Origin of the sequence: Comamonas sp. 7D-2 (assembly GCF_022749555.1) — a bacterium.
GTDB lineage: Bacteria > Pseudomonadota > Gammaproteobacteria > Burkholderiales > Burkholderiaceae_C > Comamonas > Comamonas thiooxydans.
On record NZ_CP094238.1, the window covers coordinates 5,048,702 to 5,071,328 of the forward strand.

Genomic DNA, 22,627 nt, shown 5'->3' on the forward strand with positions numbered 1-22,627 from the left:
TGCAGCGCCAATTGTTACTGCTGCAACAACTCGCCACGATGACATATAACCGCAGCTTGCTGTCAGACTTCAGACTCGGCATGGATTCATTTTTGTTTTTTACCGGGCAATTCCATAGAAAATCACCCTATTAGAGGTTCGTTTGGATTCGCTCACAATCCCTGCACTGCCGCTGCGGCTGACGCTCTCCCCTTTAGAGCTCTTCGCCTGCAGCGCGTCCATGCACCAATAGCACCTATATAACCAGTCACCAGTCATGAACAGCAATCCCCGCCAGTTGCAGCTTGTCGAAGAAGTCCGCGCCCGCCAGTCCACCTCGGTGGAGCAACTGGCAGAAATCCTCGGGGTCACGCTGCAGACCGTGCGCCGCGACATACAGAAGCTGGCCGATGCAGGATTGCTGGTGCGCTTTCATGGCGGCGTGCGCGTGCCCAGCGCCACCGTGGAGAACCTGGCCCATACCCAGCGCCAGGTGCTGCACGCCGAAGGCAAGATGCGCATCGCACGCGCCATTGCCGAAGCCATTCCCAACGGCTGCTCGCTGATTCTCAATATCGGCACCACCACCGAAGCGGTGGCCCAGGCCCTGCTGCAGCACAAGGGGCTGCGCGTCATCACCAACAATCTCAATGTCGCCGCCATCCTCAGCAGCAACGCCGATTGCGAGGTCATCGTCGCCGGCGGCGTGGTGCGCACACGCGACCGCGGCATTGTCGGCGAGGCGGCCGTGGACTTCATGCGGCAGTTCAAGGTTGACATTGCCGTGATCGGCATCTCGGCCATCGAGTCGGACGGCAGCCTGCGCGACTTCGACCTGCGCGAGGTCAAGGTGGCCCAGACCATCATCGGCCAGTCGCGTGAAGTCTGGCTGGCAGCCGACCACAGCAAGTTCAGCCGCCAGGCCATGGTGGAGCTGGCACGACTGAATCAGATCGACCGCCTGTTCACCGACGTTGCGCCCTCCGCGCCATTCGATGCCCTGTTGCGCGATGCTGAGGTGCAATGCACCATCGCCCAATGAATGCTGCCCCCCCCTATCTGATTCGCCCTGCGCTACCCGAAGATGCCGCAGGCATTGCCGGGCTGCTGCATGACATCGGCTGGTTCAAGGCCTACGAAAGTCACTCCACATCCCAGAACACCGAGGCCGTGAAGGCGCTGCTGGACGAGCTGCAGGCCGGGCCGGAGCGCTCTCTGATGCTGGTGGCGCAAGACGGCCAGCAACGCATTCACGGCTACTGCGCCGTGCACTGGCTGCCGGTCGCCGTGCTGCAAGGCTGGGAAGCCTATGTGAGCGAGCTGTTTGTCGCCGAGGCAGCGCGCGGTGCAGGCCTGGGCCAGCAGTTGCTGGACGCGGCCACACAGGCTGCGCGCGAGCGCCATTGCATACGCATCTGGCTGGTCAACAACCGCGAACGTCCTTCCTATGTGCGCGGCTTTTATTCCCGGCAGGGCTGGAGCGAGCAGACCGAAATGGCGCGCTTTGTGCTCCCCCTCTGAATCACGGACAACCCATGACAACCTATCTGCTCGCCCTGGACCAGGGCACCTCCAGCTCCCGCTCCATCGTCTTCGACACGCAAGGCCGCATCGTGGCGTCGGCCCAGCTGGAGCTGCCGCAGATCTACCCACAGCCGGGCTGGGTGGAGCATGACCCGCGCGAGATCTGGCGCACCCAGCTGAGCACCGCCAAGGAGGCGCTGGCCAAGGCGGGCCTCAAGGCTGGCGATATCCGCTCGGTGGGCATTACCAATCAGCGCGAGACCACCATCGTCTGGAACCGCAAGACCGGCGCGCCCATCCACCACGGCATCGTCTGGCAGGACCGCCGCGCCGAACCCACCTGCGTGCAGCTGCGCGAAGCCGGCCACAGCGACACCATTCTGCGCAAGACCGGCTTGCGCATCGATGCCTATTTTTCAGGTACCAAGCTCAAGTGGCTGCTGGACAACGTGCCCGGCGCACGCGCCGCAGCGCAGGCCGGCGAGCTGGCCTTCGGCACAGTGGATTGCTGGCTGATCTGGCAACTGACGGGCGGCAAGCGCCATGTCACCGATGTGAGCAATGCCAGCCGCACCATGCTCTTCAATGTGCACAGCAACCAGTGGGACGCCGATCTTCTGGCCCTGCTCGACATCCCTGCGAGCCTGATGCCCGAAGTCCTGCCCTCGGCCGCCGATTTCGGCCAGACAGCCGACGAGGTGCTGGGCGGCTCCATCAAGATCGGCGGCGTGGCCGGCGACCAGCAAAGTGCGCTGTTCGGCCAGGCCTGCTTCGACGCCGGCATGGCCAAGAACACCTATGGCACGGGCTGCTTCATGCTCATGCATACGGGTAGCAGCTTCCAGACCTCGAGCAACGGCCTGCTGACCACATCGGCCGCCCAGGCGGGCAGCCAGCCCCAGTTTGCGCTGGAAGGCAGCGTCTTCGTAGGCGGTGCCGTGGTGCAGTGGCTGCGCGACGGCCTGCAGGCCATCGAGCACAGCGGCCAGGTCCAGCAACTGGCCGAAAGCGTGCCCGACAGCGGCGGCGTGATGCTGGTGCCCGCTTTTACCGGCCTGGGCGCCCCCTACTGGAAGCCCGATGCGCGCGGCACCATCACCGGACTGACGCGCGGCACGACGATGGCCCATATCGCTCGCGCGGCCCTGGAATCCATTGCCTACCAGAGTGCTGCCCTGCTCGGCGCCATGAGCCGCGACGCCGTGGCCACGGGCGGTACGCCGGTCAGCGAGCTGCGCGTGGACGGCGGCGCCTGCGTGAACAATCTGCTGATGCAGTTCCAGGCCGATCTGCTGGGCATTCCCGTGGTGCGCCCGGCCTGCGTGGAAACCACGGCCCTGGGTGCAGCCTATCTGGCCGGCCTGTCCAGCGGCGTCTATCAGAGCACCGAGGAGCTGTCGGCATTGTGGAAGGCCGAGCGCCGCTTCCTGCCCACGCTGGGCAAGGACCGCGCCGACGAGCTGATGCAGCGCTGGGAACAGGCCGTGCGTCAGACCACGGCGCAGTAAAGCCGCTGCACTGGGCGCTGGCCAGGCAAGCGCTCAAGCCCTCAGAAAAGCCATCAAAAAAGGGATGCCAAGGCATCCCTTTTTGCTTGGACAGCGGCCGCGTTGAACGCTCAGTCTTCGTCACCCAGCAGCGCCTTGTGGATCACGGCGCCGATGATGGCGCCCACGATAGGAGCCAGCCAGAACAGCCACAGTTGCTCCAGCGCGATGGCCGGCCCGAACAGCGCCGGGCCGGTGCTGCGGGCGGGGTTGACCGAGGTGTTGGTCACGGGAATGGAGATCAGGTGGATCAAGGTCAGGCACAGGCCGATGCTCATGCCCGCAAAGCCCACGGCAGCCTTCTTGGTGGTGGAGCCCAGGATCACCAGCAGAAACACTGCGGTCAGCACCACTTCGGTCACCAGCGCCGCAGCCATATTGAACTTGCCCGGCGAGTGATCCCCGTAGCCGTTGGTGGCCAGATCGGCCACCTGGGCGCCAGCCTTGCCACTGGCAATGAAATACAGCGCGGCGGCCGCCACAATGGCACCCAGCACCTGGGCAATGATGTAACCGGGCAGCTCGGCAAAGCGAAAACGCCCCGCAACTGCCAGACCGACGGAGACCGCTGGATTGAAGTGACCGCCGGAGACGGGACCGAAGGCGTAAGCGCCCGTCAGTACCGTCAGGCCGAAGGCAAAGGACACGCCCAGCAGGCCGATGCCCACTTCGGGAAAGGCCGCTGCCAGCACCGCGCTGCCACAACCGCCAAACGTCAGCCAGAAAGTACCCAGAAACTCCGCCGACCATTTTTTGACATTGGATGCCATGATTGCTCCCTATTTCCGATGGCGTTGTCCGTGCAGCCCCGCGCGGCACAGAAATGCTGGCATCTTAGAAAGCGATCAGCGAAAAGTACAAGGCACAAATGTGAACAATCCACGACAGCTCTGCCTTTGGGGCCTCTCGTTGATCTGCGCCAGCCTCGCTGCCTGCACGACGGCGTCGCTCGCACCCCACCGCATCTGCAGCACATCCGCGGCCCGGCCCTGGTCCCTGCTTGGGGAAATCCGCTGGCAGCACGACAAGCAGTTTGCCGACACGCCAGTGGGCGGCCTGTCCTCGATCGACTACGACGCGGGCAGCAATCTGTACTACCTGGTCAGCGACGACCGCTCCGCCCACGGGCCGGCGCGCTTTTACACGGCGCGTATCGAATACGACGCTAGCGGCCTGCATCAGGTCAGGCTGCAAAATGCCCGACCGCTGCTCAGCCCCGCCCAGGCCCCCTACCCCAGCCACCGCCAGCCCGTGCCCGGCATCGCGACACCCGACGCGGAAGCCCTGCGCGTGCTGCCAGGAGGTCAGTCCCTGCTGTGGAGCAGCGAGGGCGACTTCTCACGCGGATTCGGCCCGCAATTGCTGCAATCAGGCAAGGATGGACACTGGCTGCGCGAATGGCCGCTGCCGCCCGAGCTGCACCTGCCGAGCAGCAAGACCCAAGGGCCGCGCAGCAACTTCACGCTCGAAGGTCTGGCACTGAGCCAGGATGGCCGAACGCTCTGGCTGGCCATGGAGGCAGCGCTCAGACAAGACGGGGCCCTGCCCGCAGCTGAGCACTCGGGCGGCCCGGTGCGCATTACCGCCTATGACATGGGCACGCAGCAGCCCGCGCGCCAGCTTGCCTATCTGCCCGATGCCCTGCCTGCCGACCTGTGGCTGCAACACGGTGCCATCAACGGCATCAGCGCCGTGCTGGCCGACGGCCCTGAACATCTGCTGGTGCTGGAGCGCTCCTTTGCGCCACCGCTGCGCTTCGGCGCCCGCATCTACCGCATCAGCACCCGTGCCGACGCAAGCAGCGATACGCTGGGCCAAACCCGGCTCGTGCCGGGCAGCTACCGCCCTGCAGACAAGGAATTGCTGCTGGACCTGGCAAATGCCGGCCTACGGTCCGTGGACAACCTGGAGGGCATGAGCTGGGGCCCGCAGCTGCCCGATGGCCGACGCGTGCTGCTGCTGGTTAGCGACAACAACTTCAACCCCGCCGAAGTCACCCAGTTCGTCGCCCTGAGTGAGGAGCCCGGCCGCTGCGGCACAGGTTTATAGTGCCGCTTTGCACCTGAAATCCGAATACAGGCTTGCCCACTTGCTGCATTGCAAAGCGAATCTAACCATCATGAGCCAGACCGACCACTCGACCTCCGTCTTCCCTCCCATCGCCTTTATCGGCGGCGGCAATATGGCCAGCGCCATCATCGGCGGCCTGATCCGCCAGGGCGTTCCGGCCAGCAGCATCACCGTGGTCGAGCCTTTTGAAGCCACGCGCGCTGCGATCAAGACCAGCTTCGGCATCGACGCCCTGCCCGCCGCCACCGAGACCCTGCAAAGCGCCCAACTGGTGGTCTGGGCCGTCAAGCCCCAGAGCTTCAAGGAAGCGACCGCTCCCGTTGCCGCCCACACCCGCAACGCCCTGCACCTGAGCGTGGCTGCCGGCATCACCACCGACAGCATTGCGGCCTGGACCGGCACCCACCGCATCGTGCGCGCCATGCCCAATACACCGGCCCTGGTGGGCAAGGGCATGACGGGCCTGTTCGCCCGCCCCGAGGTCGATGCCCAGGGCAAGGCCCTGATCGAGACCGTGATCGGCAGCACCGGCGAACTCACCTGGGTAGACAAGGAAGCCCATCTGGATGCCGTGACGGCCATCTCCGGCTCCGGCCCCGCCTATGTATTCCTGTTCCTCGAAGCCATGACCCAGGCAGGCGTCGACATGGGCCTCAGCGCCGAGCAAAGCTACAAGCTGGCCGTGGCCACGTTTGCGGGCGGCTCGGAACTGGCGGCACGCTCCAGCGAAAGCGCCGAAGTGCTGCGCCAGCGCGTGACCAGCAAGGGCGGCACCACCTACGCTGCCATCACTCATATGCAGGAGCAGAAGCTGCCCGAGCATTTCATCGAAGCCATGCGCAAGGCCCAGATCCGCGCACAGGAGCTGGCTGCCGAGTTCGGCAAATAAAAAAACCGGCCTCGGCCGGTTTCTTTTTTAGTCTTTCAAGAATCTATCGCTTATCAGTCAAGCGCTTTGAGCTATTAAAACAGGACTATTTCAACGCAAACCCTAGCGCCACGCCTGCAAAGATCGCGGCACCAATCCAGTGACTCTTGCTGAAGGCGACAAAACAGCCTTCGCGCGTGCGGTCCTTGATCAGGCTGAAATGCCAGACGATCTGTGCCGCTGCCACGCTCATGCCCAGCCAGAAGGGCCAGCCCAGCTGATAAGGAGCCAGCACCCAGGCGATCAGCCCCCAGCACAGGGCAAAGAACAGCATGATCGCCGTGACATCGAAACGGCCCAGGGTGATGGCCGAGGTCTTCATGCCGATCTTGAGATCGTCATCGCGGTCCACCATGGCGTATTCGGTGTCATAGGCCAGCACCAGAAACATATTCGCCAGCCACAGCGTCCAGGCCGTGGCGCTGACCTCACCGGTCACCGCCGCAAACGCAATCACGATGCCGAAATTGAAGGCAATGCCCAGAAAGGCCTGAGGCATGGCAAAAAAGCGCTTGGTGAAGGGATAGAGAATCGTGAACAGCACGGCGGGCACCGACCAGGCCACGGCCTCCCAGCGGGTGGACAACACCAGGCCGAAGGCCACCAGCGTGAGCACCAGGCCGACCATGGCCGCCTCCCTGACCGAGATCTGGCCACTGGTGATGGGGCGCTGGGTGGTGCGCTTCACATGCCTGTCGAAGTCGCGGTCGGCAATATCGTTGATGGTGCAGCCCGCGCTGCGCATCAGCACCGTGCCCAGCACAAAGACCACGAGCAGATGCCAGCCCGGAAAGCCCTGGCCTGCCACCCACAGCGCCACCAGCGTGGGCCAGACCAGCACCAGCCAGCCTGCGGGACGGTTGAAGCGGATCAGATCAAGATACAGCGACAGCTTGGAGCGCGGCGAAGCAGGGATGGAGGCGGACATGAGACGGGTTCCGAAAGGCAGGAGATCACGACCGGGCCCCAGGCCACGGTCAGCGCAGCGGCAATTGTGCCTCGGCCTGCGGCGGCCCGATGGCGCCGCCCCCATGCTCGACACGGTCTGTCAACCAGAGCACCAGGGCCGTCCAGCCCAGGCCCAGACACAGACCCGCCAGCACATCGCTGGCATGGTGCACGGACAGCAGCACGCGGCTCAAGCCCGTGCTCAGGGCCAGCAGCGCCGCCGCCGCAAAGACCCAAGCCCGCCAGCGCCGCGGCAGGCGACGAGCGGCCAGCCAGGCCAGCATGCCGAAAATCGCTGCCGTGCCCGCGCTATGGCCGCTGGGAAAGCTGAAGCCGGCCTCATGCACCAGCCCGTCCAGCGGACGCGCGCGCTGCATGGTCCCCTTGATGAAACGCACCCACAGTCCGGTGCCGGCCACCGCCACCACCCAGCTCAGCAGTTGCAGACCCTGGCGCCGCCACAGCAGCCACAGGCCCACGACCAGACTTAGCAACCCCATGACGCGCAAATCCCCGAGCAAGGTCCATGCCCGCACCAGAGGCTGCAGCATGGGCGGCAGGGCCGCGCTCACCGCGCGCTGCAGCTTCAGGTCCAGGGCCATCAGCCCCTGAGGCGGCTGCACCGACTGGGACTGGTGCACGCCGACGCTCAGCAGGGCCAGAAGCACAGCGGCCAGTGCCGCCACCGCCAGCAAGCGACCGCCATCCGGCCTGAAGTCCGCGCTGCAGTCCTGCCACAGCCACTCGGCCCGGCCCTGCGCACGGCAACGCAGCATGTAGGCCCCAACCAGCAATAGCAGCAGCAACACCCAGATGACATGGCTGTCCACCCATTGCGCCAGCAGGACCACGGGAGTCGCTGCAGAAAACACAGGCATTCCTTTCAAAAGCAAAAGCGAAAAGCCCTGACGGGCCTCTGGAGGCCAGCCCGTCAGGGCTTGGGGAAGACCGGAACGAGCGGCTGCCGCGGCGCGGCTCACTCCTCGAGCAGGGAGCGCAGCATCCAGGCGGTCTGCTCGTGCACGGCCAGACGCTGGGTCAGCAGATCGGCCGTGGGCTCGTCGCCGGCCTTGTCGGCACGTGGGAACAGCTGGCGTGCCGTGCGCGCCACGGCCTCATGGCCCTGCACCAGGATGCGCACCATCTCCAGGGCCTTGGGCGGCTGGGCCGGGGCATCGGGCAGGCTGGTGAGCTTGCCGAACTGGGCATAGGAGCCAGGTGCATGGTGGCCCAGTGCGCGGATGCGCTCGGCCACGGGATCGACGGCATTCCACAGCTCGGTGTACTGCGCCATGAACATGGTGTGCAGCGTGTTGAACATGGGCCCCGTGACATTCCAGTGGAAGTTGTGCGTGGTCAGGTACAGCGTATAGGTGTCGGCCAGCAGCGCCGACAACCCCTTGGCGATGGCAGCACGGTCCTCGTCGCTGATGCCGATGTGGATGCCTGCGGGCACCTGCGGCGTGGCATCCGGCTTGTGTTTCTGCGATTTGTCCTTGCCTTGCTTGGTCATGCACTCACCTTTCAGGTTTAACGGATCCAGACTCCCGCCCTCTTCGAGCCGCTGAAGCCACGCTTATTGCGACAGGCGCTGTACTCCTGGCAGCGGGCAGGCGTAGACGGCATTACGCAGTGCGGCAATCGCCTCATAGCGCGTGAAACTGCGCCGCCAGGCCAGCACCACACGGCGGGTGGGCGGTGCAATGCCGTCTTCCTCATGAATCGGAAGATAGCGGATATGAGGCTCATCGGCGCGGCGACGGCGTTCAATGGGAGCCAGCGCATCCTCGGGCACGGACAATCGCGGCACCAGGGTCACGCCCATACCGGCGGCCACCATGTACTTGATGGTTTCCAGCGACGAGCCCTCGAACGTGCGGCGAATGCCTTCGGAGTTGCTTGCATAGCGCGCGAACTCCGGGCAAACCTCGAGCACATGGTCGCGGAAGCAGTGACCCGCGCCCAGCAGCAGCATGGTCTCGTTCTTGAGATCCGTGGTAGACAGGCTTTTCTTCTGCGCCAGCGGGTGGGTGCTGGGCACGGCGGCCATGAAGGGCTCGTCGTACAGCGGCGCCAGTGCCAGACCGGTATCGGGGAAGGGCTCGGCCATGATGGCGCAGTCGATCTCGCCCGTGCGCAGCATCTCCAGCAGCTTGACGGTGAAGTTCTCCTGCAGCATCAGCGGCATCTGCGGCGTCATATTGATGGAGTTGCGCACCAGATCAGGGAGCAGATAGGGGCCTATGGTGTAGATCACGCCCAGGGTCAGAACGCCGGACAGCGGGTCCTTGCCGCGCTTGGCGATTTCCTTGATCTCGTTGGCCTGCTCCAGCACGCTTTGCGCCTGGCGCACGATCTCCTCGCCCAGCGAGGTCACCGAGACTTCGCCGGCACTGCGCTCGAAAATCTTGACATCCAGCTCTTCCTCCAGCTTCTTGATCGCCACGGACAGCGTAGGCTGGGACACATAGCAGGCTTCGGCTGCGCGGCCAAAGTGCTTCTCCCGCGCAACGGCCACGATGTACTTCAATTCGGTAAGAGTCATAGAGAGTGGATCTTTCGGATCATCAATAACGGCATTGATTCATCCTGTTTTTGCATTCAATCACATATTACCAAGGCAAAAGATTACATATATTCCTGCAAAAACGTAACTATTTACGTCTACAGACGCAATTTTCGGTACTTCAGGCCTTCAGATACTCGGCCTTGCCACCCAGCCAGCGGCTGACATGGCGTGCCGCCAGCGCAGGAAATTGCTCAAGCATAAGCGGTGCCAGCTCGCGCGCCCAGTCCAGCAGGAGCACGTCCTGCTCGAGATCGGCAAAGCGCAGCATGGGTGCGCCCGACTGCCGGGCGCCGAGAAACTCGCCCGGGCCGCGAATCTCCAGATCCCGCCTCGCGATCTCGAAACCGTCATTGGTCTCGGCCATGGCACGCAGGCGCTCCTTGCCGGTATCGGACAGTCGCCCGTTGTCATTGACCGAATACAGCAGCACACAGGCCGAGGCTGCAGCGCCGCGCCCCACACGGCCGCGCAACTGGTGCAGCTGCGAGAGACCGAAGCGCTCCGAGTGTTCAATGACCATCAACGAGGCATTGGGCACATCCACCCCCACCTCGATCACCGTGGTGGATACCAGCACCCCCATGACGCCGGCAGAAAACAGCTCCATCACGGCCTTTTTCTCGGCCGTGGGCATGCGCGAGTGCAGCAGCCCCACCATGACACCTGGCAGCATTTCGCTCAAATATTCATGAGTGGCCGTGGCATTCGACAGATCCAGCGCTTCGCTCTCCTCGATCAACGGGCAGACCCAGTAGACCTGACGCCCGCTGGCGACCTGGGCACCGATACGCTCGATCACCTCGTCCTTGCGGCTGTCCGAGATCAGCTTGGTGACGATGGGCGTGCGCCCTGGCGGCAGCTCGTCGATGGTGGAGACATCGAGGTCGGCGTAATAGCTCATGGCAAGCGTGCGCGGAATCGGTGTGGCGCTCATCATCAACAAATGCGGCTCCATACCCGTGGCCGCGAGCTTTTGCCGCAGTGCCAGGCGCTGGGCCACGCCAAAGCGGTGCTGCTCGTCGATCACGGCCAGGGCCAGGTTCTTGAACTGCACCTGCTCCTGAATCACGGCATGCGTGCCCACGACCAGCGCCGCCTCGCCGCTTTCCACCAGCGCCAGCATCGCTGCGCGCTCCTTCTTCTTCTGGGCGCCGGCCAGCCAGGCGACCTTTTTACCCAGCGGCGCCAGAATCGGCTCCAGCCAGCCGACCAGCTTGCCGAAATGCTGCTCGGCCAGGATTTCGGTCGGAGCCATCAACGCGCATTGCCAGCCGGCCTCGATACAGGCAACGGCAGACAGTGCTGCCACCACCGTCTTGCCCGAGCCCACATCGCCCTGCAGCAAACGATGCATGGGAATACGGCGCTCCATATCGGCCCGAATCTCTCCCACCACTCGCTGCTGCGCCCCCGTCAGGCCAAATGGCAGTTGCACCAGAAACTGCTGCGTCAAATCCGCCATGCCGGCCTGCGGCCTGAGCACGGGCGCGCGCAAGCGGGCGCGCTCGCGCTTGGCCTCGTACTGGGACAGCTGCTGGGCCAGCAACTCTTCCGCCTTGAGTCTTTGCCAGGTCGGGTGGGAATGGTCCTCCAGCGTGACCAAGGCCACGTCAGGGGTTGGATGGTGCAGAAAAATGAGCGCATTGCGCAAGTCATATGCCGGCTGCAGTCCATTTTGACCATAGGACTGCGCGATGGGAGGCGACTGCCCCGGTGGCAAAGTCTCGGACAGATCGGCACGCAACAGCGCCGAGGCGATGGCCCGGCGCAGATACGCCTGGGGCAGACTGGCAGTGGCAGGATAGACCGGTGTCAGCGCCGTGGGCAGCTCGCCGCCCGCCACCCGAAATGCGGGGTGCATCATCTGCCGCCCCCAGAAACCGCCCTTGACCTCGCCGCGAATGCGCAGACGCGCCCCGGGCGCCATGGTCTTTTGCTGCGAGGGGTAGAAGCTGAAGAAAGTCAGCAGACAAGTGCTGCTGCCATCATCCACGGTGACCTTGAGCATACGCCGCGGGCGCAGTTGCACCTCGCTGTGCGTGACCGTGGCTTCGATCTGCACCGTCTCGCCATCACGCGCGTTCTTCAGCGGCACGATGCGGGTTTCGTCCTCATAGCGCAGCGGCAGATGCAAAGCCAGATCGATATCGCGCGTCAATCCCATCTTCTGCAAGGCCTGCTGCGCAGGACTGACGGTCTTTTTGGGAGCGGCATCCTGGTCCATGCCCGCCTTTTTCTCACGAGCGGCAGCGCGCTTGACAGCAGACTTCGGCTCGGTAACAGGCTTTTTTGACACAGACAACTGAGACTCCTTGACTACACTCCCCGCGACAGGGAAAGCAATGTATGTATATACAGCATATTCAGGTTTGCAAACAACTGCCGCCAGCGCAATAACGTCAAAATCGCTACCATTTCCAAATTGTTACTATGTGTTTCCTCGTAAATCCATGTTGAAGAGAGTTGATGTCGAGCACCTGCGCCCGGGAATGTTTGTGCACGAGTTCTGCGGCTCGTGGATGGAGCATCCCTTTTTGCGTGCCCGCCTCCTGCTCGATCAGCCCAGGGACCTGGAACGCCTGCTTGCCACCACCATCCGCCAGGTGTGGATAGACACCGGCAAGGGGGCCGACATCGCCCCCGACATCACGCCCGCAGAGGTCTTGGAGTCGCCAGGCGACGAAGCTGTGCCCAGCTCGCCGGCATGGCCCACCAGAACCAGCGTGGAGTTGCAGCAGGCCCATCAGATCATTGGGCAGGCACGTGATGTGCTCAAGACCATGTTCAAGGACGTTCGCCTGGGCCGTCCGCTGGACCTGCCTGCCTCAGGCCTGCTGGTCGACGAGATGGCCGAGTCGATCAAGCGCAACCCCCATGCACTGATCAGCCTGGCGCGACTGAAGACTGCGGACAACTATTCCTATATGCACAGCATTGCGGTATGCGCGCTGATGATTGGTCTGGCACGCCGCATGGGCCTGGACGAGCACCAGGTGCATCAGGCCGGTATCGCAGGCCTGCTGCACGATATCGGTAAAAGCAGAGTGCCGCCGGATGTTCTCAACAAGCCTGGGCCGCTGGATGCCGAGGAATGGGTCATCATGAAGTCCCACCCTCGCTGGGGCTACGAAATCCTGTTGCCTCAGGGGCTAGACGACGCCGTTACCGACGCCTGCCTGCATCACCACGAAAAAGTCGACGGCACGGGCTATCCCGACGGACTGAAGCAGGACGAGATCAGTCTGATGGCGCGCATGACGGCAGTCTGCGATGTCTATGACGCAATCACCTCGGATCGCCCCTACAAGCAGGGCTGGCACCCGGCCATCGCGCTGCAGCGCATGGCGCAATGGGCACCCCATCATTTCGACAAGGCCATCTTCGAGCAGTTTGTCCAGACGGTGGGCATCTACCCGCTGGGCTCGCTGGTGCGGCTGCAGTCGCAGCATCTTGCCGTGGTGCTGGATGTCTCGCCGACCTGTTTGCTGACCCCGAAAGTGCGGCGCTTTTACTGCCTCAGCCAGCAGCGCCGCATCACGCCCGAAATTCTCGACCTGGCCTGCCCACATGCCAACGACAGCATCGTCGGGCGCGAAGACCCTGCCGACTGGCCCTTCAGGAATCTCAACGAGCTCTGGAATCCAGCCGCTGCTCAGCCCTGAAGCCGGCAGCCCTAATGGCGATTTGCGACAATCGCCCACTTGTTTGATTGAACTTGGAACGGGCCTCGTACGGCCCTCAAGCACCGCATGTCTTCCTGCACCCGTGAATTCACACTCAGCGATTTCGACTTCGACCTGCCTGAATCCCTGATTGCCCAGCATCCCACCGCCGTTCGCAGCGCCTCGCGCCTGCTTGATGGCCGCAGCCTCCCCGCCACCGATCGCATCTTCCGCGAACTGCCCGATCTGCTGCAGCCCGGCGATCTGCTGGTCTTCAATGACACCAAGGTCATCAAGGCGCGCGTCTTCGGCGAAAAGGCCAGCGGCGGCAAGATCGAACTGCTGGTCGAGCGCGTGCTGCAGAACAACGAGGTCGTGGCCCATATGCGCGTGAGCAAAAAGCCCTTGCCTGGTGCCAAGATCCATCTTTGCGGCGGCCTCAAGAACGGCGGTTTCGAAGCCACCCTGCTGGGCCGCTGGCCGGATGAGAACGGGCCGCTGTTCCATCTTTCCTTCAAGGGCAACCAGGGCGAATCGCCCTATGAATTGCTGGAGCAGTTCGGCCACCTGCCGCTGCCGCCCTATATCGAGCGCCAGCAGAACGCCGAGCATGATCCCGATGAGAAAGAAGACAGCGAGCGCTACCAGACCGTGTTCGCAGCCCACCCTGGTGCCGTAGCCGCACCGACCGCCGCCCTGCATTTCGACGAGACCGTTCTGGCCGCCCTGCAAGCCAAGGGCGTGGAACGCGCCAGCGTCACCCTGCATGTGGGAGCCGGCACCTTCCAGCCCGTCAAGACCGAAAACCTTGCCGACCACACCATGCACAGCGAGTGGTACGACATTCCCCTGCCCACATTGGCTGCCATGGAGCGCTGCCGCCAGCGCGGCGGCCGCATCATTGCCGTGGGCACCACCACGGTGCGCACGCTGGAGTCCTGGGCCAAGTACGGCAATATCAGCGGCGACACCAGCATCTTCATCACACCGGGCTTTCAGTACCAGGTGGTGGACATGCTGATCACCAACTTCCATCTGCCCAAAAGCACGCTGATGATGCTGGTCAGCGCTTTTGCGGGCTATGAGCACATCATGGGCATGTATCAGCATGCGATTGCCCAGCATTACCGCTTCTTCAGCTATGGAGACTCCATGCTACTGGAGCGCCAGCACTGATCTGCAACACATTGGAGCCGCCGTGCCGGCTCCTGGCATAAGGAGTTACAGAAACACTGGGTCCAATCTTTTCTTAGTGGTAGATTTCATCGTTTTGTCAAAGTGCTTATTCATTTAGAAAAAATCAATGGAAGTTCAAACCCCACAAGATGAAGAGTTGGATCTGCTGGATCTATTGGTCACACTCGCAGAAAACTGGAAAATTCTGATTTTCGGCCCGCTATTGGCTGGCATTGCGGCTTACGGAATCGGCTTGGTGATCCCCAAGACCTACGAGAGCAGCGCATCGGTTCAAGTGGAGCGTGCCGGCTCCAGCTTTACCGCCCCCATGGCCGCCAGCCTGGCCATGTCTGCTGACGTACTGCATCAGCTTGCCCCCGTTGCAGGCCTGGACGATGGCCTGACCAAGGAAGAGATCTATAAGAAGCTCAGCAAGCGCATCACCGTCAATGTCGGCAAGCAGGACAAGCTGCTGAATATTTCAACCCAGGCCAAATCGCCTGAAGCGGCTCAAAAGCTCAACCAGGCACTGCTGGACACTTTGTTTCCTCTGAGCAAGCCACGCGGTCTGGAAAAAAAGCAGCTGGAGGTGCAACTGGCCTCCGAGAAGACACGCCTGGAGGAATCGCTCAAGCTGGAGCATGACACTTCTGCCAATCTCTCTTCTGGAAAAAGTGTCACCGAAGCCACCAGCCGCCTCTATGGTGAACTGCTGACCGCCAACAGCAATCGCCAGAAGGGGATTCTGGACATGGAGCGTCGCCTCGGCGGCCTGGACAACGACGATGTGATCCAGATGCCGACCCTGCCCGAGCGCTCCATCAAGCCCAAGAAGCCCATGCTGGCCATTGGTGCGGCTGTGGGTACCGGTTTCCTGCTGCTGCTGTTTGTCTTCATCCGACAGGCGCTGCGCACCGCCAAGGAGTCCTCGACCGAGCAGGCCGAAAAAATTGCGCGTATTCGTAACGCCATGCCCTGGTAATCCTTCTTCACCCCATCCAGTGCCCGCATCTAACAGTGCGGGCATTTTTATGGGCGTCACAACCAGAGCCGACAACTTCATCCCCCTAGAATTCCTCGCTTCTCTTGTCGCAAATCGCTACGGACATGCTTCCCAGCTGGCTCTCTCCCACACTTTCCACGTCAGCGCAATCAGCCATCCGCGGTGTTCTGCTCACCATATTCGCCTGTGCGCTGTTTGCCGTTCTGGATAGCGCCACCAAGTTCACGGGAACGCTGCTTCCGGTTCTCATGGTTCTGTGGCTGCGCTTCACGGCCCAGGCTCTGGTCACCAGCGTGCTGGTTTTGCCTCGGCACGGCCTTTCGGCACTGAAAACCCGGAACCAGAGGTTTCAGCTGCTGCGCGCGATCTCGGGGCTGTTGACCACGGTCTGCGCCTTCTTCTGCATAAAGAACATGCCTTTGGCCAATTTCACGGCCATCTGGTCAGCAGCGCCGCTCTTTATCGTGGTGGCCTCGGCGCTATTTTTCAAAGAGCAGGTCAGTCCTGCCCGTTGGTCGCTGCTGGTGATCGGTCTGCTGGCAGTGATTGCCATCGTCCGACCGGAAAACGATGGACAGCCCTTGGGCCTGGCCGCCCTGTGGCCGGTTGGTCTGCTGGTATCGGGCACCACCTACCAGGTCCTAGGAAGTCGCCTGTCGCGCCTGGATTCACCTCCAACCACCCAGCTTTACTCGACCTGGCTGCCCTTGCTGCTGACCACGCCTCTCATAGGCTTTGTATGGCAGCCCATCGATGACTGGCAGATCTACGCAGCAGCAGCTGTGATGGGCCTTTGCAGCGGCATTGGCCACCTGATGCTGCTGCAGGCATACACCCACGCCACGCCCGCAACCGTGGCACCTTTCCTCTACAGCCAGATCGGCTTTGCCATGCTGATGGGCTGGCTGTTTTTCGGGCAGCTTCCCGACAGCACATCGCTGCTCGGAATGACGGTGGTGACGCTCAGCGGCCTGACGGGCGTCTGGCTTGGAATCAGGGAAAAGCGCTGAGACAGCCCAATCTGGCCATCTCAATAGCCGTGTCTGAGCTTGAACTCCCTGGCCTTGCCGAAGTGTCCGTTACCGATAAAGGGTACGGGAGGCCTCAGAGCCGATAGCGGTGAAGGGTGATTGCTCATCAACACCAGATGGCCACGATCCTGAGGAATGAATACACGCTTGGACTGGGCGTGCGAGCCCCAGAGCATGAAGACCGTGGGCCGCCCCTGCTCTGCCACCTGGCGGATGATGGCATCGGTCAGCTCTTCCCAGCCTTTTTTGGCATGGCTTGCGGCCTGCCCTTCTTCCACCGTCAGGCTGGTGTTGAGCAGCAGTACACCACGCTGAGCCCAGCTCACCAGGCTGCCGCCTGGCTGGGGAAACGCCGGAAACGGCGTGCCCAGTTCGCGCTGCATTTCCTTGAAGATGTTCTGCAACGATGGCGGAACGCGCACCCCGGGTGCTACAGAAAATGCCAGGCCCTCGGCCTGCCCACGACCATGATAGGGGTCCTGCCCCAGGATCACGACACGCACCTCCTCGGCGGGTGTCAATTCCAGGGCCCGCAGAGGTTTGGGCGGGAAAATCACGGCCCCTGCACCCAGTCTTTGCTGCAAAAACTGCAGCAAGCCCTGGCCTGTGCTCCCTGCAAAGAAAGAGTCGACAACGGCTTGCCAGTCTGGCGAGACAGGCCAGTCCTGCGGATCTGCACTCATCAACTGGGTAGGCGCAGCGGTGTTGGCACTCATGCTCTGACTAGTGAAGTTCATGCGTGGATTCTCTCAACTTCCAGAGTCACCTCGAATGATTTCCTCAAGGGTTCCTACCTATTTTGAGGCTCAAAATACCTGATTTCAGTGAGTGACACATTCTGACAATTTGCAAAGAATCGATTCCAACATAGCTGACCACTTGGCGGCTCAGGCTCACAAGGAGTTATTCATGCACACATCTTCTGCCAGTCACTCACAAGCCTCTGCCGCGCAGGCCTTCTTTTCCTGCGCCCGCCCTGCGTTCACCTTGAGTCCCCAGGGCTTCAAGTTTGCCGACTGGGAGTTGAGGCTGCGCTCGCGCAGCCTCATCAGCGCTGCCGGGCATGAGGTGGGACTGACCAAGAGCGAGTTCGCGCTGCTGCTGGCCCTGCTCAAACGTCCCAGGCAAATCATGAGCCGTGAGCAGATCATGGATCTGACGCAGGCCGAAGACGATGTCTTTGACCGTGCCATTGATGTGCAGATGCTGCGCTTGCGCCGCAAGGTCGAAGCATCGAGCCGCGCGCCCACACTGCTCAAGACCAAGCGTGGTGCCGGCTATTTTCTGGATGCCGATGTGCAGGTTCTGCGCTGAACCTGCACAGCAGCCAATCGCTCACTGAAACAACTGGGCCAGGGCCTCGCCCGGCTCGCGGGCACGCATAAAGGCCTCGCCCACCAGGAAGGCGTCAATGCCGGCGTCACGCATGGTCTTCACATCGTCGCGGCTCAGGATACCGGACTCGGTCACCAGCAGGCGATCGGCGGGCACATCCTTCTTGAGGGCAATCGTGGTCTGAATATCGACCTCGAATGTGCGCAGATTGCGGTTGTTGATGCCCACCAGCGGCGTCTTGAGCTTGAGAGCGCGCTGCAACTCCTCGCCGTCATGCACTTCCACCAGCACATCCATGTCCAGGCTGTGCGCAATCTGCTCCATCTCCGCCATCTGCGCATCGTCCAGGCAGGCAGCGATCAACAGCACGCAGTCGGCGCCCATCACCCGCGATTCGTAGATCTGATAGGGGTCGACCATGAAGTCCTTGCGCAGCACCGGCAGCAGCGTGCTCGCGCGGGCCTGCTTGAGATAGTCTGGTTGCCCCTGGAAGAACTGGCGATCGGTCAGCACCGACAGGCAGGCCGCACTGATCTTGCCGTCGCCCACCATATAGCTCTGGGCGATATCTGCAGGATCGAAGTCGGGACGGATCACGCCCTTGCTGGGGCTGGCCTTCTTAACTTCGGCAATCACGCCGGCCTGTCCCTTGGCAATCTTGGCACGGATGGCGCCCACGAAATCGCGCGTGGAGACACGGCTTTCCGCATCGCGGCGCATCTCGGCAAACGGCACGGCCTTCTTGGCGGCAGCAACTTCCTGGACCTTGACGTCGCAGATTTTCTTGAGAATGTCAGACATGGTTTTCCTTGTTGGTGGCGGCATCCGCTGGGCCGCGCAAGACCTTCACGATGACGCGGTGCATGCCTATGCCCACCACGATGAACAGCAGGGAGAGGCCCAGCAAGATCCAGGTGCCGGCATCACTCCAGATGGGCGCATCCAGCAGGCTCATGCCGCTGCCTGGCCAAGCTTTTGCGAATAGGCCACCAGCTCATTGAGCTTGGCCAGTGCCGCGCCGCTATCGATGGCCTGTTGCGCACGCTCCAGGCCCTCTTCGATAGAGCCGGCCACATTGGCGGCATAGAGGGCGGCGCCGGAGTTGAGACAGACGATATCGCGTGCCGGGCCTTGCTCACCCTGCAGCACGCCCATCAGCATGGCTTTGGACTCCTCGGGATTCTCGACCTTGAGCGAACGCGTGCCAGCCATGCGCAGGCCAAAGTCCTCGGGATGGACTTCATACTCGCGCACCACGCCGTCCTTGAGCTCGCCGACCAGCGTGCCCGCGCCTAGGCTGATCTCATCCAGGCCGTCGCGGCCGTAGACGACCAGCGCATGCTCGGCACCCAGGCGCTGCAGGGCACGCACCTGAATGCCGACCAGGTCTTCGTGGAACACGCCCATCAGGATATTGGGCGCAGATGCCGGGTTGGTAAGCGGGCCCAGGATGTTGAAGATGGTGCGCACGCCCAGTTCCTTGCGCACAGGGGCCACGTTCTTCATGGCCGGATGATGGTTGGGCGCAAACATGAAGCCTATGCCCACATCGCGTATGCAATCGGCGATCTGTGCGGCGTTGAGGTTGATGTTGACGCCCAGCGCCTCCATGGCATCGGCGCTGCCCGACTTGCTGCTGACGCTGCGCCCGCCATGCTTGCTCACCTTGCCGCCCGCCGCCGCAATCACAAAGGTCGAGCAGGTGGAGATGTTGAAGGTGTTGGCGCCGTCGCCGCCGGTGCCGACGATATCGACCAGATTCCTCTTGTCGTGCACGTTCACCTTGTTGGAGAACTCACGCATCACCTCGGCCGCAGCCGAGATCTCGCCAATGGTTTCCTTCTTCACGCGCAGGCCGGTGATGATGGAGGCCGTCATCACGGGCGAGAGCTCGCCGCGCATGATCATGCGCATCAGATGCAGCATTTCGTCATGGAAGATTTCACGATGCTCGATGGTCCGCTGCAGCGCTTCCTGGGGAGTGATCATTGCAATATCTCTCTATATTTTTGAGAGCTGCTTACGCTTTCCTTCACTTGCATTCCTATTGTTTTCAATCTGAAATCAAGCAATGACATGCGCTAGCAGCTATCAATAAATCGGCTGTTATTTCTGATCGAGAAAGTTCTTCAGCATGGCATGACCATGCTCGGTCAGAATGCTCTCGGGGTGGAACTGCACGCCCTCGATGGCCAGCTCGCGGTGGCGCACCCCCTGGATTTCACCATCTTCGCTGGTCGCCGTGATTTCAAGGCACTCGGGCAGCGTGCTGCGGTCTATGACCAGAGAGTGATAGCGGTTGACCGTGAACTGCCTTGGCAGGTCGGCAAACACGCCCTTCTGGTCGGTGCTGATCACGCTGGTCTTGCCATGCATCTGCTGGCCCGCCCGGATGATGTCGCCGCCAAAGGCCGCGCCAATGCTCTGGTGACCCAGGCAGACACCCAGAATCGGCAGCTTGCCCGCGAAATGCTTGATCGCCGCCACCGAGATGCCCGCCTCGTTGGGCGAGCAGGGGCCGGGCGAGATTACCAGCCGCTCGATGCCTTCGCGCGCGATAAGCGCCTCGACTTCGGCCACCGTGGTTTCGTCATTGCGCACCACGGTCACCTCCGCGCCCAGCTCGCCAAAGTACTGGACGATGTTGTAGGTAAAGCTGTCGTAGTTATCGACCATCAGCAGTTTCATGGTCTTACTCCCCTGATTTCCTGGGTTCACGCAGACGCGCAAATTCCTGGTGTTCGTAGTCGATGCAGGCTTCCATCAGTGCGCGATAGACGGTCTCCATCACATCGGGCTGGCCGCCCTCCTGCACCGTGCGCTCACGCACGCGGCTGACGATGGCTTCGATGCGCGCCTCATCGCGCACCTGGCTCGCATCACCCTTGATGCGCGCTGCCTGCTGCATATAGCCGATGCGGGTGACCAGCAGCGGTACCAGCACATCGTCGAGCGCATTCACATTGCGGCGCACATCTTCCATGGTGGTGCAGTGCTGCACCAGATCAATGGCTTGGCTCATTCCAGACCTTCCTCAACCAGTTCTGCGGCGCGCAGCAGAGCGCGGGCCTTGTGCTCGGTCTCTCTCCACTCCAGCTCGGGCACGGAGTCGGCCACCACGCCGGCAGCGGCCTGCACATAGAGCACGTTGTCCTTGATGACGCCGGTACGGATCGCAATCGCCAGATCCATGTCGCCGGCAAAGCTCAGATAGCCGCAGGCGCCGCCGTAGATGCCGCGCTTGCTGGGTTCGAGCCGGTCGATGATTTCCATGGCATGCACCTTGGGAGCGCCCGTCAGCGTGCCTGCGGGGAAGGTGGCCTTGAAGACATCCATATTGTCCATGCCGTCCTGCAAGATGCCTTCCACATTGCTCACGATATGCATGACATGGCTGTAGCGCTCCACGGCAAAGGCCTCGGTCACCTTGACGCTGCCTGTCCTGGCAATGCGGCCGATATCGTTGCGCGCCAGATCGATCAGCATCACATGCTCGGCACGCTCCTTGGGATCGGCAATCAGCTCCTGCTCGGTGGCCTTGTCGGCCTCCACCGTATTGCCGCGCGGACGGGTGCCGGCCAGGGGACGAATCGTGACTTTCTGGCCGTCGGGCGTGCGCTCCTGGCGCACCAGAATCTCCGGGCTGGCCCCCACCACATGGAAATCTCCGAAATGGTAGAAGTACATATAGGGGCTGGGGTTGAGCGAGCGCAGCGCGCGATACAGCGACAGCGGCGAGGCCGTGAAACGCTTGTGAATGCGCTGGCCCACCTGCACCTGCATGAAGTCGCCCGCCGCTATCAGCTCCTTGGCCTTTTGCACGGCGTCCAGATAGTCCTGCTTGTCGAAGCTGCGCTCTGCGGGATAGCTCTCGCCGGCACGAATCTGCGGCGCGCTGACGGAATAGCGCAGCTGGTCCTTGAGCTGGCGCAGTCGCTTCTTGGCGCGGGTATAGGCTTCGGCCTCGCCGGGGTTGGCGTAGACGATGAGGTAGAGCTTGCCCGAGAGGTTGTCGATGACGGCGACCTCTTCGCACTGCAGCAGCATGATGTCGGGCGTGCCCAGGCTGTCTGGCGGGCAGCTGTTCTCCAGCTTTTTCTCGATGTAGCGCACGGCGTCATAGCCGAAATAGCCGGCCAGGCCGCCGCAAAAACGCGGCATGCCGGGCGTGACGGCCACCTTGAAGCGCTGCTGATAGGCCGCGATGAAGTCCAGCGGATTGCCGCCGGCTGTCTCCACCACCTTGCCATCGGTCACGACCTCGGTCCTGGCCTGGTCGCCGAAGCCAGAGGCGCGCACAAAGCTGCGTGCCGGCAGGCCGATGAAGCTGTAGCGGCCGAAGCGCTCGCCACCGACGACGGATTCCAGCAAGAAGCTGTACTTGCCGTCCCCATTGGCATGGGCGAGCTTGAGATAGAGGGACAGCGGGGTTTCGAGGTCGGCAAAGGCCTCGATCAGCAGCGGGATGCGGTTATAGCCTTGGGCCGCAAGCGATTTGAATTCCAGTTCCGTGATCACGGGAGAAGCTCCGGTAGTCATGGCGCATGGTGCATCTGCACGGATTGATTACGGGCAGATGACGCGTTTGAAGAGAGGATGCGCCGGTTCATTCCAATTGGCCCGAAGTATGCAACGCATGGGGCCGCGGGGTGCACGCCGGGCTCGTGCCGGGTGCTTCAGCAGTTCGGATGTGCAGGCTTACGCCAGGGCCAGGCTCCCCGGTCTCCACAACCTGCATTGAACGTGCGATGAATGAACATGATGCGGACAGTGTAGCGCATAGCGCCGCCGCGCAAACAATAGCGCTCCGATGCCGTGCAACTCCCCCTTTGCTGGGGACAGACCTGATTGCAGC

23 protein-coding genes are annotated in these 22,627 nt (G+C 62.4%); 10 read left to right on the forward strand and 13 right to left on the reverse strand.

Annotated features, from left to right (window positions below; translation table 11 throughout):
- The first annotated feature begins 256 nt into the window (after positions 1-256).
- The 3 genes from MPZ60_RS23210 to glpK are packed head-to-tail and all read left to right on the forward strand — an operon-like array spanning position 257 to position 3,011.
- Entirely contained in the window at positions 257-1,021 is a 765-nt protein-coding gene (locus MPZ60_RS23210) for a DeoR/GlpR family DNA-binding transcription regulator (protein WP_003068405.1), read from the forward strand.
- Positions 1,018-1,500: a GNAT family N-acetyltransferase gene (locus MPZ60_RS23215; protein ID WP_034355029.1), complete on the forward strand. Its 483-nt coding sequence runs from the start codon at positions 1,018-1,020 to the stop codon at positions 1,498-1,500. Before MPZ60_RS23210 ends, MPZ60_RS23215 begins: the two co-directional genes overlap by 4 nt.
- 14 nt (positions 1,501-1,514) lie before the next feature.
- Positions 1,515-3,011, forward strand: a complete 1,497-nt coding sequence (glpK, locus tag MPZ60_RS23220) for a glycerol kinase GlpK (protein WP_034355032.1) — start codon at positions 1,515-1,517, stop codon at positions 3,009-3,011.
- Between the two features lie 110 nt (positions 3,012-3,121).
- Here the strand turns inward: glpK and aqpZ are convergent, their stop codons facing one another.
- Entirely contained in the window at positions 3,122-3,820 is a 699-nt protein-coding gene (aqpZ, locus tag MPZ60_RS23225; protein WP_003068393.1) for an aquaporin Z, read from the reverse strand.
- Between the two features lie 100 nt (positions 3,821-3,920).
- Here aqpZ and MPZ60_RS23230 point away from each other — a divergent pair, with 100 nt between their 5' ends.
- Positions 3,921-5,099 carry an esterase-like activity of phytase family protein gene (locus tag MPZ60_RS23230; protein WP_034355035.1) on the forward strand — a complete coding sequence of 393 codons (1,179 nt, stop codon included), beginning with the start codon at positions 3,921-3,923 and terminating at the stop codon, positions 5,097-5,099.
- Positions 5,100-5,169: 70 nt separating this feature from the next.
- Complete coding sequence (proC, locus tag MPZ60_RS23235; protein ID WP_034355038.1) at positions 5,170-6,009, forward strand: pyrroline-5-carboxylate reductase; 840 nt, start codon at positions 5,170-5,172, stop codon at positions 6,007-6,009.
- 85 nt (positions 6,010-6,094) lie between these two features.
- Here proC and ubiA read toward each other — a convergent pair whose 3' ends face one another.
- From ubiA to recG, 5 genes are all read right to left on the reverse strand, one after another.
- On the reverse strand, positions 6,095-6,976 hold the full coding sequence (gene ubiA / locus MPZ60_RS23240) for a 4-hydroxybenzoate octaprenyltransferase (protein ID WP_034355040.1): 882 nt from the start codon (positions 6,974-6,976) through the stop codon (positions 6,095-6,097).
- A gap of 49 nt (positions 6,977-7,025) precedes the next feature.
- Positions 7,026-7,874 carry a phosphatase PAP2 family protein gene (locus tag MPZ60_RS23245; RefSeq protein ID WP_034355043.1) on the reverse strand — a complete coding sequence of 283 codons (849 nt, stop codon included), beginning with the start codon at positions 7,872-7,874 and terminating at the stop codon, positions 7,026-7,028.
- Positions 7,875-7,972: 98 nt separating this feature from the next.
- Positions 7,973-8,509 (reverse strand): Dps family protein, encoded by a 537-nt coding sequence (locus MPZ60_RS23250; RefSeq protein ID WP_034355046.1) that lies wholly within the window; start codon positions 8,507-8,509, stop codon positions 7,973-7,975.
- Between the two features lie 63 nt (positions 8,510-8,572).
- On the reverse strand, positions 8,573-9,541 hold the full coding sequence (locus tag MPZ60_RS23255; RefSeq protein WP_003050465.1) for a LysR substrate-binding domain-containing protein: 969 nt from the start codon (positions 9,539-9,541) through the stop codon (positions 8,573-8,575).
- Between the two features lie 142 nt (positions 9,542-9,683).
- Positions 9,684-11,867: an ATP-dependent DNA helicase RecG gene (recG, locus tag MPZ60_RS23260; protein WP_034355049.1), complete on the reverse strand. Its 2,184-nt coding sequence runs from the start codon at positions 11,865-11,867 to the stop codon at positions 9,684-9,686.
- Between the two features lie 148 nt (positions 11,868-12,015).
- On the opposite strand from recG, the gene MPZ60_RS23265 reads away from it, so the two are divergent.
- From MPZ60_RS23265 to MPZ60_RS23280, 4 genes are all read left to right on the forward strand, one after another.
- Positions 12,016-13,227 carry an HD-GYP domain-containing protein gene (locus tag MPZ60_RS23265; protein ID WP_034355051.1) on the forward strand — a complete coding sequence of 404 codons (1,212 nt, stop codon included), beginning with the start codon at positions 12,016-12,018 and terminating at the stop codon, positions 13,225-13,227.
- A gap of 87 nt (positions 13,228-13,314) precedes the next feature.
- Positions 13,315-14,403, forward strand: a complete 1,089-nt coding sequence (gene queA, locus MPZ60_RS23270) for a tRNA preQ1(34) S-adenosylmethionine ribosyltransferase-isomerase QueA (protein ID WP_034355054.1) — start codon at positions 13,315-13,317, stop codon at positions 14,401-14,403.
- A gap of 127 nt (positions 14,404-14,530) precedes the next feature.
- Entirely contained in the window at positions 14,531-15,385 is an 855-nt protein-coding gene (locus tag MPZ60_RS23275; protein WP_034355057.1) for a Wzz/FepE/Etk N-terminal domain-containing protein, read from the forward strand.
- A gap of 104 nt (positions 15,386-15,489) precedes the next feature.
- Complete coding sequence (locus MPZ60_RS23280) at positions 15,490-16,416, forward strand: DMT family transporter (RefSeq protein ID WP_242608132.1); 927 nt, start codon at positions 15,490-15,492, stop codon at positions 16,414-16,416.
- 20 nt (positions 16,417-16,436) lie between these two features.
- Here the strand turns inward: MPZ60_RS23280 and MPZ60_RS23285 are convergent, their stop codons facing one another.
- Positions 16,437-17,174 (reverse strand): uracil-DNA glycosylase, encoded by a 738-nt coding sequence (locus tag MPZ60_RS23285; protein WP_080746147.1) that lies wholly within the window; start codon positions 17,172-17,174, stop codon positions 16,437-16,439.
- A gap of 172 nt (positions 17,175-17,346) precedes the next feature.
- Between MPZ60_RS23285 and MPZ60_RS23290 the strand changes: the two genes are divergently transcribed.
- The gene (locus MPZ60_RS23290) at positions 17,347-17,751 is read left to right on the forward strand and encodes a winged helix-turn-helix domain-containing protein (protein WP_012840108.1); all 405 of its coding nucleotides are present in this window, start codon (positions 17,347-17,349) and stop codon (positions 17,749-17,751) included.
- A 21-nt stretch (positions 17,752-17,772) separates the two neighbouring features.
- Here MPZ60_RS23290 and trpC read toward each other — a convergent pair whose 3' ends face one another.
- The 6 genes from trpC to trpE all read right to left on the reverse strand — a co-directional run bounded on the left by trpC (position 17,773) and on the right by trpE (position 22,290).
- Entirely contained in the window at positions 17,773-18,573 is an 801-nt protein-coding gene (gene trpC, locus MPZ60_RS23295; protein ID WP_034355065.1) for an indole-3-glycerol phosphate synthase TrpC, read from the reverse strand.
- Positions 18,566-18,727, reverse strand: coding sequence for a hypothetical protein (locus MPZ60_RS23300; protein WP_242881955.1), 162 nt, complete (start codon positions 18,725-18,727; stop codon positions 18,566-18,568). The genes trpC and MPZ60_RS23300 overlap by 8 nt, the downstream gene beginning before the upstream one ends.
- Positions 18,724-19,767: an anthranilate phosphoribosyltransferase gene (trpD, locus tag MPZ60_RS23305; protein ID WP_122974741.1), complete on the reverse strand. Its 1,044-nt coding sequence runs from the start codon at positions 19,765-19,767 to the stop codon at positions 18,724-18,726. The genes MPZ60_RS23300 and trpD overlap by 4 nt, the downstream gene beginning before the upstream one ends.
- Before the next feature lie 111 nt (positions 19,768-19,878).
- Positions 19,879-20,460: an aminodeoxychorismate/anthranilate synthase component II gene (locus tag MPZ60_RS23310; RefSeq protein ID WP_034355070.1), complete on the reverse strand. Its 582-nt coding sequence runs from the start codon at positions 20,458-20,460 to the stop codon at positions 19,879-19,881.
- A 4-nt stretch (positions 20,461-20,464) separates the two neighbouring features.
- Positions 20,465-20,794 carry a chorismate mutase gene (locus MPZ60_RS23315; RefSeq protein WP_034355072.1) on the reverse strand — a complete coding sequence of 110 codons (330 nt, stop codon included), beginning with the start codon at positions 20,792-20,794 and terminating at the stop codon, positions 20,465-20,467.
- On the reverse strand, positions 20,791-22,290 hold the full coding sequence (gene trpE / locus MPZ60_RS23320) for an anthranilate synthase component I (RefSeq protein WP_034355345.1): 1,500 nt from the start codon (positions 22,288-22,290) through the stop codon (positions 20,791-20,793). Before trpE ends, MPZ60_RS23315 begins: the two co-directional genes overlap by 4 nt.
- Positions 22,291-22,627: the final 337 nt, after the last annotated feature.

Coding starts and splice junctions, on each gene's coding strand:
- MPZ60_RS23210 (WP_003068405.1), top strand. CDS start 257: ATGAACAGCAATCCCCGCCAGTTGCAGCTTGTCGAAGAAGTCCGCGCC.
- MPZ60_RS23215 (WP_034355029.1), top strand. CDS start 1,018: ATGAATGCTGCCCCCCCCTATCTGATTCGCCCTGCGCTACCCGAAGAT.
- glpK (WP_034355032.1), top strand. CDS start 1,515: ATGACAACCTATCTGCTCGCCCTGGACCAGGGCACCTCCAGCTCCCGC.
- aqpZ (WP_003068393.1), bottom strand. CDS start 3,820: ATGGCATCCAATGTCAAAAAATGGTCGGCGGAGTTTCTGGGTACTTTC.
- proC (WP_034355038.1), top strand. CDS start 5,170: ATGAGCCAGACCGACCACTCGACCTCCGTCTTCCCTCCCATCGCCTTT.
- ubiA (WP_034355040.1), bottom strand. CDS start 6,976: ATGTCCGCCTCCATCCCTGCTTCGCCGCGCTCCAAGCTGTCGCTGTAT.
- MPZ60_RS23245 (WP_034355043.1), bottom strand. CDS start 7,874: ATGCCTGTGTTTTCTGCAGCGACTCCCGTGGTCCTGCTGGCGCAATGG.
- MPZ60_RS23250 (WP_034355046.1), bottom strand. CDS start 8,509: ATGACCAAGCAAGGCAAGGACAAATCGCAGAAACACAAGCCGGATGCC.
- MPZ60_RS23255 (WP_003050465.1), bottom strand. CDS start 9,541: ATGACTCTTACCGAATTGAAGTACATCGTGGCCGTTGCGCGGGAGAAG.
- MPZ60_RS23265 (WP_034355051.1), top strand. CDS start 12,016: ATGTTGAAGAGAGTTGATGTCGAGCACCTGCGCCCGGGAATGTTTGTG.
- queA (WP_034355054.1), top strand. CDS start 13,315: ATGTCTTCCTGCACCCGTGAATTCACACTCAGCGATTTCGACTTCGAC.
- MPZ60_RS23275 (WP_034355057.1), top strand. CDS start 14,531: ATGGAAGTTCAAACCCCACAAGATGAAGAGTTGGATCTGCTGGATCTA.
- MPZ60_RS23285 (WP_080746147.1), bottom strand. CDS start 17,174: ATGAACTTCACTAGTCAGAGCATGAGTGCCAACACCGCTGCGCCTACC.
- MPZ60_RS23290 (WP_012840108.1), top strand. CDS start 17,347: ATGCACACATCTTCTGCCAGTCACTCACAAGCCTCTGCCGCGCAGGCC.
- trpC (WP_034355065.1), bottom strand. CDS start 18,573: ATGTCTGACATTCTCAAGAAAATCTGCGACGTCAAGGTCCAGGAAGTT.
- MPZ60_RS23300 (WP_242881955.1), bottom strand. CDS start 18,727: ATGAGCCTGCTGGATGCGCCCATCTGGAGTGATGCCGGCACCTGGATC.
- MPZ60_RS23310 (WP_034355070.1), bottom strand. CDS start 20,460: ATGAAACTGCTGATGGTCGATAACTACGACAGCTTTACCTACAACATC.
- MPZ60_RS23315 (WP_034355072.1), bottom strand. CDS start 20,794: ATGAGCCAAGCCATTGATCTGGTGCAGCACTGCACCACCATGGAAGAT.